Origin of the sequence: Azospirillum formosense (assembly GCF_013340925.1) — a bacterium.
GTDB classification, from domain to species: Bacteria; Pseudomonadota; Alphaproteobacteria; order Azospirillales; family Azospirillaceae; genus Azospirillum; species Azospirillum formosense.
This window is the reverse complement of record NZ_WHOR01000249.1, coordinates 1-8744: the sequence shown is the minus strand read 5'-3', so window position 1 is coordinate 8744 and position 8744 is coordinate 1. Positions and strand designations below refer to the sequence as shown.

Here is an 8744-nt window from a genome sequence, read left to right as displayed (position 1 = left end):
TTGTCTGTTCTTTTGTTTTATAAATGTGAGGCAGCCACGCGACACCGCCACGGAGTAGAGCGCGGGAAGCGTAAGATGAGTATAGGAGACAGCCCGGGAAGCCCGCGAAACGGCCCGAGCTTAAGTCCATGCTGCCGCCCCGCCCCCCATCGGCCGCCCCCCAGCGCCCAGCCGCCGCAACGCGCCCGGCGCCGCAGCCTGTCAAGCCGGCGCTCAAGACCGCGTCCATCCCGCCCGCCACGGCACCGTCGTCCGGCGTGCTGACGCCGCCGGCGTTGGCCGCTGTTCCGGACGGGCGCTACACCGTGCAGGTCGGGTCCTTCCAGCAGGCCGACAACGCCGAAGGGCTGGTCCGCCGCCTGCGCGGTCTCGGCTTCAACGCCTACGCGCTGGACTGGACCGACGCCGAGCAGCGGTCCTGGCACGTCGTCCGCGTCGGCGGCTATGCCGACACCGCCGCCGCCCGTCAGGCCGCCGCGTCGCTGAAGGGCAAGGTGGAAGCTCAGCCCATCGTCGTCTCGACGCGCTGACCGCAGGCAACGGCGCCACCGCGACAAACTGTCGCTCCCCTCTATTCCGCTTCTTTCCTTTGGAAAAGCCCGTCCGCAATTTCGGCATTGCGGGCGGGCTTCGTCTTGATCTGTCCTTCTCCTTGCCGCTAACATGGGATTGAACAGGCACGCATATTAGAACAAGCGCAGCCGCAAGAAGCCGGCGCATCAGACCGGCGAACCGGAGGAAACCCTGGTATGAAGCCGACGATCCTGGTCGCCGACGATGAGCCCAGCATCGTCCTCTCCCTGCAGGTCCTGTTGCAGAAGGCGGGCTTTGCCGTGCGCATCGCCCGCAATGGCGAGGAAGCCCTTGAATCGGTTGCGGAAAGCACACCCGACCTGATCCTGCTGGACGCCATGATGCCGCGGCGCGACGGGTTCGACGTCTGCCAGTCGCTGCGCGCCAACCCCGCCTACCAGTCGCTGCCCATCATCATGCTGACGGCCAAGAGCCGCGACGTGGAGCGGCAGAAGGGCATGGCGCTGGGCGCCACCGACTACATCACCAAGCCCTTCTCGACCCGCGACCTCGTCACCACCGTCCGCAAGTACCTGACCTCCGAGAGCAACCGGGACAGCGCGCCGGGCGGAACCGCGGAGCCTCAGCCATGAGCGCCCCGGCGACCGCCGGAAGTACCGGAACCGCCGCTCCGGCAACCACCCCGGCGGAACCGCGCCGGATCGTCCCCCTGGCCTTCCGCGCCGCCGGCGTCGGCCTGCCCCTGCTGTCGGTGGGGGCCGCGGTCGGCTTCAGCGCGAACAACGACCCGAACGCCTTCGTCACCTACGCCGTCACCATGACCGCCGCCGTCACCGCCGCGGTCTGGGGCCTGTGGGGGCTGGTCGATCGGCGCCTGCTCCGCGCCTCGGAAACGCTGAGCCGCGAGGCCGGACTGATCGCCCATGGCACGGCCGACGGCAAGACCGGCGCGCGCATCCCGCTGGCCCGCTACGGCGACCTCGCCCCGGTGGCCAAGGCGGTCAACGAGCTGTCGGACAAGCTGGCCGCCGCCCGCCGCGACACCGCCCGCGCCGTCGCGGAGTCGACCGCCAAGACGGAGGAGCAGAAGACGCGCCTGGCCGCCGTCCTGCGCGACCTGCACGAAGGCGTCCTGGTCTGCAACCTGAAGCACCAGATCCTTCTCTACAACCAGACGGCGCTCGACATCCTGCATCTGGCCGGCGACCTCGGGCTGGGCCGCTCACTGCTGCATTTCGTGGTGGCGGAGCCGGTCATCCACACGCTGGAGCGTCTGACGCTCCGCGTGCGCGAGGGGCGGCACGTCAACCACGAGCACGGCACCACCGCCCAGTTCGTCGGCGCCACCACCGACGGGCGCATCCTGCTGGCCGGGCGGATGAGCGCCATCCTGCAGGACCCGCCGGACGGGTCCGACGAGCCGCCGACCATCACGGGCTACGTCATCACCCTGTCCGACGCGACCAGCGAACTGGCCGCGCTCGGCCAGCGCGACGCCCTGCTGCGCGAGGCGACGGAAGGCTTCTGCGCCCCCATCGCCAACCTGCGCGCCGTGCTGGAGACGCTGGACGACACGCCGGAGCTGGGACCGGAGGAGCGCGCCGCCTTCCAGGCCGCTCTGATGGAGTCCTCCAACGCCCTGTCGGAGCGGCTGGCCCGCGTCACCAACGAATACCGCAGCGTCGTCACCGGTTCCTGGCCGATGAGCGACATCCACTCCACCAACCTGATCAACCTGATCCGCCACCGGGTGGGGCCGGAGGCGCAATACGGCGTGACGCTGACCGGCCTGCCGCAATGGGTGCACGGCGACAGCTACAGCCTCGTCATCCTGTTCGGCTACTTGATCGAGTACGTCTACGCGCTGACCGGGGTTCCCGCCTACGACCTGTCGGTGGAGCCCGGGGACAGCTGGGTCTATCTGGACATCACTTGGCGCGGCCCGTCGGTGCCCAGCGGCATCGTGGACAGCTGGCTCGACCACCCGCTGCCCGACGCGCTGGGCGGCCTGACGGTCGGCGACGTGCTCCAGCACCACAAGAGCACGATGTGGAGCGAGCCGGTGAAGGGGCCGGGGGCGGAAGGCGAGCTGCTGTCGCGCCTGCGCGTGCCGCTGCCGCCCGCGCTGAAGCCGCCGTCCGCCCACACCGCGGCGCGCGGCGGGGCGCGGCCGGAATTTTTCGACTTCAACCTGCTGCACCAGCCGCTGGCCACCAGCGAGCTTGGCCGCACGCCGCTCGACCAGCTCCATTACGTGGTCTTCGACACCGAGACGACCGGCCTGTCGCCCAGCACCGGCGACGAGATCATCCAGATCGCCGCCGTGCGCGTCGTCGGCGGGCGCATCCTGACCGGCGAGACCTTCAACACGCTGGTCAACCCGAAGCGGAGCATCCCGGCGGAATCGATCCCCTTCCACGGCATCACCGACGCGATGGTCGCCGACAAGCCGACCATCGACAAGGTGCTGCCGCAGTTCCGCGGCTTCGTGTCGGGCGCGGTGCTGATCGCCCACAACGCCGCCTTCGACCTGAAATTCCTGAAGATGAAGGAACGGGCCTCGGGCGTGCGCTTCGACAGCCCGGTGCTCGACACCATGCTGCTGTCGCGGATGCTGCTCGGCGAGGGCGGCGACCACACGCTGGACGGCATCGCCGAGCGGCTGGGGATCGAGGTGGTGGACCGCCACACGGCGCTGGGCGACAGCCTCGTCACCGCCGCGGTCTTCCTGCGCATGGTCGAAATGCTCAAGGAACGCGACGTCCGCACGCTCGACGACGCCATCCGCCGCGCCAACATCATCGTCGAGCTGGCGGCGCGGGAGCGCGCCTTTTGACCGGCGGGCCCGCCCCGCATCCCGTTCCCCCTCCACCGCGCCGGGCGGGCGCCGACCGGCTGATCGCGCTGTTCCTGTTCGGCGTGGTCGCCTTCAACCCGCCGCTGCTGCGCGTCTTCGGCGCCGGCGACACGCTGTTCGGCCTGCCCCTGCTGTACGTGTACGCGTTGGGGGTGTGGGGAGGTGTGATCGCGCTGTCGGCGGTGCTTCTGGAACGCAGGGGGCGTTGACATGCCCTGGCCCGCCATCGTCGCCGCCAGCTTCGCCTACCTGCTCCTCCTCTTCGCCATCGCCTGGTGGGCGGACCGGCGGGCCGACGGCGGGCGCAGCGTCATCGCGTCGCCGTACGTGTACGCGCTCTCGCTGGCGGTCTACTGCACCACCTGGACCTTCTACGGCTCGGTCGGGCGGGCGGCGTCGCTGGGCATCGGCTTCCTGCCGATCTATCTCGGCCCGACCCTGCTGATGCTGCTGGGGCCGCTGGTGCTGCGCAAGATCCTGCGCATCGCCAAGGCGCAGCGCATCACCTCCATCGCCGACTTCATCGCCTCCCGCTACGGGCGCAGCCAGGGGCTGGGCGGGCTGGTGGCGCTGACCGCGGTGATCGGGGTGACACCCTACATCGCCCTGCAGCTCAAGGCCGTGGCGGTCAGCTTCGACGTGCTGTGGGGCACCGACCCGTCCGGCGCCACCGGCGGCCTGTCCCTGCCCGTCGTCCTGGACAACGCCTTCTACGTGGCGGTGGTCATGGCGGCCTTCGCCATCATCTTCGGCACGCGCCACATCGACGCGGCGGAGCATCACGAGGGCATGGTGGCGGCCATCGCCTTCGAATCCGTGGTCAAGCTGGTGGCCTTCCTGGCGGTCGGCGCGGCGGTGGTCTGGGGGCTGCACGACGGCCCGACCGACCTGTTCGCCGCGGCCGCGGAGCATCCGGAGATCCGCGACCTCTTCACCTCCGGCCCGGCGCTGGCCGACGGGTCGTGGCTGACCATGACGCTGCTGTCGATGGCGGCGGTGCTCTGCCTGCCCCGGCAGTTCCAGGTGACGGTGATCGAGAATGTGGACGAGCGCCACCTGACCCGCGCCCTCTGGCTGTTCCCGCTCTACATGCTGCTGATCAACCTGTTCGTCCTGCCGGTGGCGGTGGCCGGGCTGATGCGCTTTCCCGACCGGGCGGTGGACCCGGACATGTTCGTGGTGGCGCTGCCGCTGGCCGCCGGGAACGAGTGGCTGGCCCTGCTGGCCTTCATCGGCGGGTTGTCGGCGGCCACCGGCATGATCGTGGTCGAGGCCATCGCGCTCTCCACCATGGTGTGCAACGACATCGTGATGCCGCTGCTGCTGCGCGCCCGCAGCGCCCGGCTGGAGCGGCTGCACGACCTGTCGCCGCTGCTGCTGACCATCCGGCGCGCCGCCATCGTGGCGATCCTGCTGCTCGGCTACCTGTATTTCCGCATCGCCGGCTCGGCCTACGCGCTGAGCGCCATCGGCCTGATCTCCTTCACGGCGGTGGCGCAGTTCGCCCCGGCGCTGATCGGCGGCGTCTACTGGGCGGGGGCGACCCGGCGCGGCGCGCTGGCCGGCCTCGGTGCCGGCATCCTGACCTGGGCCTACACGCTGCTGCTGCCCAGCTTCGCGCGGTCCGGCTGGTTGCCCGCCTCCTTCATCGACCAGGGGCCGTGGGGCGTCGCCCTGCTGCGGCCCTACGCCCTGTTCGGGCTGGACGGGATGGACCCGCTGACCCACGCCCTGTTCTGGAGCATGCTGCTCAACATCGGGCTCTACGTCGTGGTCTCCCTGCTCGACCGGCCGGGCCTGGGCGAGCGGGCGCAGGCCACCGCCTTTGTCGAGGTGTTCCAGCACCGCGACGCCCCCCTGCCCGCCGGCGCCTGGCGCGGCACCGCCACGGTCGGCGATCTGCAACGGATCGTCGCGCGCTTCCTCGGTCCGCAGCGGGCGGAGGCTGCTTTCGCCCAGCATGTCCGCCGCAACGGGCCGCTGGAGCCGGACCGCCGGGCCGGGGCGGAGCTGGTGCGCTTCGCCGAGCGGCTGCTCGCCGGGGCCATCGGCGCCGCCTCCGCGCGGGTGGCGCTCGCCTCCGCGGTCGAGGGCGGCGAGGTCAGCTACCCCGAGCTGATGCGGATGCTCGACGAGACCAGCCACGTCATCGAGTACAGCCGCCAGCTCGAACACAAGACGGCGGAGCTGCAGCGCGCGTCGGCCGCGCTGCGCGCCGCCAACGAGCGGTTGACGGAGCTGGACCGGCTGAAGGACGAGTTCCTGTCCACCGTGACGCACGAGCTGCGCACGCCGCTGACCTCCATACGCGCCCTGACCGAGGTGCTGCACGACAACCCCGACATCGAGCTGGAACAGCGGCAGGAGTTCCTCGGCCTCGTCATCACCGAGAGCGAGCGGCTGACCCGCCTGATCAACCAGGTTCTCGACATGGCGAAGATCGAGGCCGGGGAGATCGACTGGCAGGTCGGCCCGATGGACCTCGGCGCCGCGCTGGAGCAGGCGGCGGCGGCCACCGCCCGGCTGTTCCACGAGCGCGGCATCGCGCTGGCGGTCACCATCCCCCACGGCCTGCCGCCGGTGCGCGGCGACCATGACCGGCTGGTCCAGGTGGCGGTGAACCTGCTGTCCAACGCCGCGAAATTCACCCCGGCGGGCGGGCGGGCCTCGCTGTCCGTCGCGGCGGAGGGCGAGGCCCTGCGCGTGTCCGTCACCGACAGCGGCCCGGGCATCGCCGCGGAGCATCAGGCCATCGTCTTCGACCGCTTCCGGCAGGTCGGCGACACCATGACCGACAAGCCGCAGGGCACCGGGCTGGGGTTGGCCATCAGCAAGCGCATCGTCGAGCATCTTGGCGGCCGCATCTGGGTGGACAGCGGCCCCGGCCGCGGCGCCACCTTCGCCTTCACCGTGCCGCTGGCGGAAGCCCGTGCGGAAGCGGCGCCCTGAATCAATCGGAAGACGAAACGACCGGGGCGCCCCACCCGATGACACCCCTGGTTGACACAGGTCAGTCCAGTTGCCTTAACGAATCCTTATACGTGTTTCAGGCAGGTTTTTTACCAAATGCCGGACATGATCAGTCTTCCGGACGGGGCATTGCCCGGTCGGGTTGCAAGGAGACGGGCGGTGACTTTGATCAAGTGGAGCGACGAGGGGGGAACGGTGCAGCTGGGCCTGCCCAGCGACCTCGACCTCGCCATGGCGCAGCCCCTGCTGGACAGCCTGCGCGCCGGCTTCGCCGCGTCCCAAACCGTCATCGCCGAGGCCGCGGCCGTGGAGCGCATCAGCACCGCCTGCGTCCAGGCGCTCCTCGTCGCCTCCCGGCACGCCGCCGAACAGAACCGTACGTTCGCCATCGCCCAGCCGTCCGAGGTCCTGGCGGAAGCCTGCGAGGATCTGGGGCTGGACGGCTGGTTGAAGCAATGGAGCCAAGCGTGAAGAAGAAGGTACTCACCGTCGACGATTCGCGGACCATGCGGGACATGGTCTCCTTCACGCTGAAGGGCGCCGGTTACGACGTGGTCGAAGCCGCCGACGGCCAGCAGGCGCTGGGCGTCATCGGCGCCAACAAGGTGGACCTCGTCATCACCGACCTGAACATGCCGGTGATGGATGGGCTGACCCTGATCCGCCGCCTGCGCGCCACCCCGGCGCACCGCACGCTGCCCATCCTGATGCTGACCACCGAGGCCGACGAGAAGAAGAAATCCGAAGGCCGGGCGGTGGGGGCGACCGGCTGGATCGTGAAGCCCTTCAACCCGGAGAAGCTGATCTCCGTCGTGCAGAAGGTGTGCGGCTGACGCCGCGTCCTGGCTTGTGAGGGGGCGCCCGTGGAAGACCTGAGCCGGTTCAAGCAAACCTATTTCGACGAAAGCGCGGAGCTGCTGGAGGTCGCCGAATCCGGCCTGCTGCGGCTGACGCCGGGCGAGGTCGATTCCGACGAGGTCAACGCCATCTTCCGCGCCGTCCATTCCATCAAGGGCGGCGGCGGCGCCTTCGGCTTCACCGAGCTGGTCGCCTTCGCGCACGAGTTCGAGACGGTCATGGACGGGGTGCGCAACAACACCGTCCCCGTCACGACGGAGCTGGTGGACACGCTGATCCGCGCCAACGACCTGCTGGGCCAGATGCTGGCCTACGCGCGCGAGGGCGACCCCGCCCCGGCGGGGACCACCGACGGCACCGTGGCCGCCCTGCGCCGCCATCTGTCGGGCGGCGGCGGCGCGGCGCAGGTCCAGGCTCCGGCAGCCGCCCCCGCCGCACCGGCACCGGCCCCCATCTACGCCGACGACGAGGACGACGAGGCCGGGCTGTTCGGCGACGCCATGGCGGCCATCGCCGCCGCCCGCGCGGAAGAGGACCCGGTTCCTCCCGGCAAGCTGCGCTGGACCATCGTCTTCCGGCCGCGGTCCGACCTGCTGATGTCGGGCAACGAACCGGCCTTCATGCTGCGCGCGCTGCGCCGGCTGGGCGACGCCACCGTCGAATGCCACACCGACGCCCTGCCCACTCTCCAGAACCTGGAGGCGGAGCTTCTCCACCTCTCCTGGACGGTCACGCTGATCGCCGACGCGGACGTCGATCTGGACAAGATCAACGACGTCTTCGAGTTCGTGGCCGACGACTGCGACATCCGCATCACCGCGGAGGCCCCGCCGCCCGCCGCCGAGGTGCCGCTGGACGAGCCGGAGTCGGGATCGCTGCGCGACCGCCTGCTCTGGGCGATGGAGCGCACCGGCTGGGTGCAGGCCAAGGCCGCCCGCCTGCTCGGCATGACCACCCGTCAGGTGAGCTACGCCCTGCGCAAGTACAACATCGAGATCAAGCGCTTCTGAGGGACGGGGCATCTCCGGCCCCTTTCCCTGACGGCATGAGGGGCCTACGGAGGCACAACCGGGACAGGTGCCCGGGTGTGTGTTAACCTCCCGGCACTCTCCCCGGTTGCCGCAGATTCATGGAAAAGCCCCTCGCGCTCCTCTTCGTGGACATCGCCGACAGCACGCTGCTCTATGAACTGGCGGGCGACCGCAAGGCGGCGGCGCTGACCCAACGGGTGCTGGAGGGCCTGCGCCGGATCGTCGGGGAGAACGGCGGCACGGTGGTGAAAAGCCTGGGCGACGGGCTTCTGGCCTGCTTCCCCATAAGCGACGGCGCCACCCGCGCCGCGCTCGCCATGATGGAGCGGCAGGTGGAGTTCGGGCCTCGCCTGCGCGCCGGGCTGCATTACGGCCCGGAGATCGCCGGACCCCGCGACCCCTCCGGGACCACCAGCACCGTCGCCGACCGGCGGGAATCCATCGCCCCGCCCGGCGTGACCGTGGCAAACGTCGAACGGGGCGGCCGCATCTCC

9 protein-coding genes are annotated in these 8744 nt (G+C 70.3%); all 9 read left to right on the top strand.

Features of this window, described 5'->3' with window-relative positions:
• The first annotated feature begins 128 nt into the window (after positions 1 to 128).
• On the top strand, positions 129 to 530 hold the full coding sequence (locus tag GBZ26_RS23610) for an SPOR domain-containing protein (RefSeq protein ID WP_174440944.1): 402 nt from the start codon (positions 129 to 131) through the stop codon (positions 528 to 530).
• A gap of 219 nt (positions 531 to 749) precedes the next feature.
• Complete coding sequence (locus GBZ26_RS23605) at positions 750 to 1166, top strand: response regulator transcription factor (protein ID WP_174440943.1); 417 nt, start codon at positions 750 to 752, stop codon at positions 1164 to 1166.
• Entirely contained in the window at positions 1163 to 3370 is a 2208-nt protein-coding gene (locus GBZ26_RS23600; RefSeq protein WP_174440942.1) for a 3'-5' exonuclease, read from the top strand. Before GBZ26_RS23605 ends, GBZ26_RS23600 begins: the two co-directional genes overlap by 4 nt.
• Positions 3367 to 3600, top strand: a complete 234-nt coding sequence (locus tag GBZ26_RS23595; protein WP_174440941.1) for a hypothetical protein — start codon at positions 3367 to 3369, stop codon at positions 3598 to 3600. Before GBZ26_RS23600 ends, GBZ26_RS23595 begins: the two co-directional genes overlap by 4 nt.
• 1 nt (position 3601) lies before the next feature.
• Positions 3602 to 6340: a sensor histidine kinase gene (locus tag GBZ26_RS23590; RefSeq protein ID WP_174440940.1), complete on the top strand. Its 2739-nt coding sequence runs from the start codon at positions 3602 to 3604 to the stop codon at positions 6338 to 6340.
• Positions 6341 to 6520: 180 nt separating this feature from the next.
• Complete coding sequence (locus tag GBZ26_RS23585; RefSeq protein ID WP_174440939.1) at positions 6521 to 6832, top strand: STAS domain-containing protein; 312 nt, start codon at positions 6521 to 6523, stop codon at positions 6830 to 6832.
• Complete coding sequence (locus tag GBZ26_RS23580) at positions 6817 to 7194, top strand: response regulator (protein WP_014241666.1); 378 nt, start codon at positions 6817 to 6819, stop codon at positions 7192 to 7194. The genes GBZ26_RS23585 and GBZ26_RS23580 overlap by 16 nt, the downstream gene beginning before the upstream one ends.
• Positions 7195 to 7224: 30 nt before the next feature.
• Complete coding sequence (locus GBZ26_RS31030) at positions 7225 to 8229, top strand: Hpt domain-containing protein (protein WP_174440938.1); 1005 nt, start codon at positions 7225 to 7227, stop codon at positions 8227 to 8229.
• A gap of 119 nt (positions 8230 to 8348) precedes the next feature.
• Positions 8349 to 8744 (top strand): adenylate/guanylate cyclase domain-containing protein (locus tag GBZ26_RS23570; protein WP_174440937.1); only part of this gene is annotated, 396 nt, incomplete at its 3' end.

What these genes read in the sequence shown, in the direction of transcription:
- GBZ26_RS23610 (WP_174440944.1), top strand. Translation starts at nt 129, where the DNA reads ATGCTGCCGCCCCGCCCCCCATCGGCCGCCCCCCAGCGCCCAGCCGCC.
- GBZ26_RS23605 (WP_174440943.1), top strand. Translation starts at nt 750, where the DNA reads ATGAAGCCGACGATCCTGGTCGCCGACGATGAGCCCAGCATCGTCCTC.
- GBZ26_RS23600 (WP_174440942.1), top strand. Translation starts at nt 1,163, where the DNA reads ATGAGCGCCCCGGCGACCGCCGGAAGTACCGGAACCGCCGCTCCGGCA.
- GBZ26_RS23590 (WP_174440940.1), top strand. Translation starts at nt 3,602, where the DNA reads ATGCCCTGGCCCGCCATCGTCGCCGCCAGCTTCGCCTACCTGCTCCTC.
- GBZ26_RS23580 (WP_014241666.1), top strand. Translation starts at nt 6,817, where the DNA reads ATGGAGCCAAGCGTGAAGAAGAAGGTACTCACCGTCGACGATTCGCGG.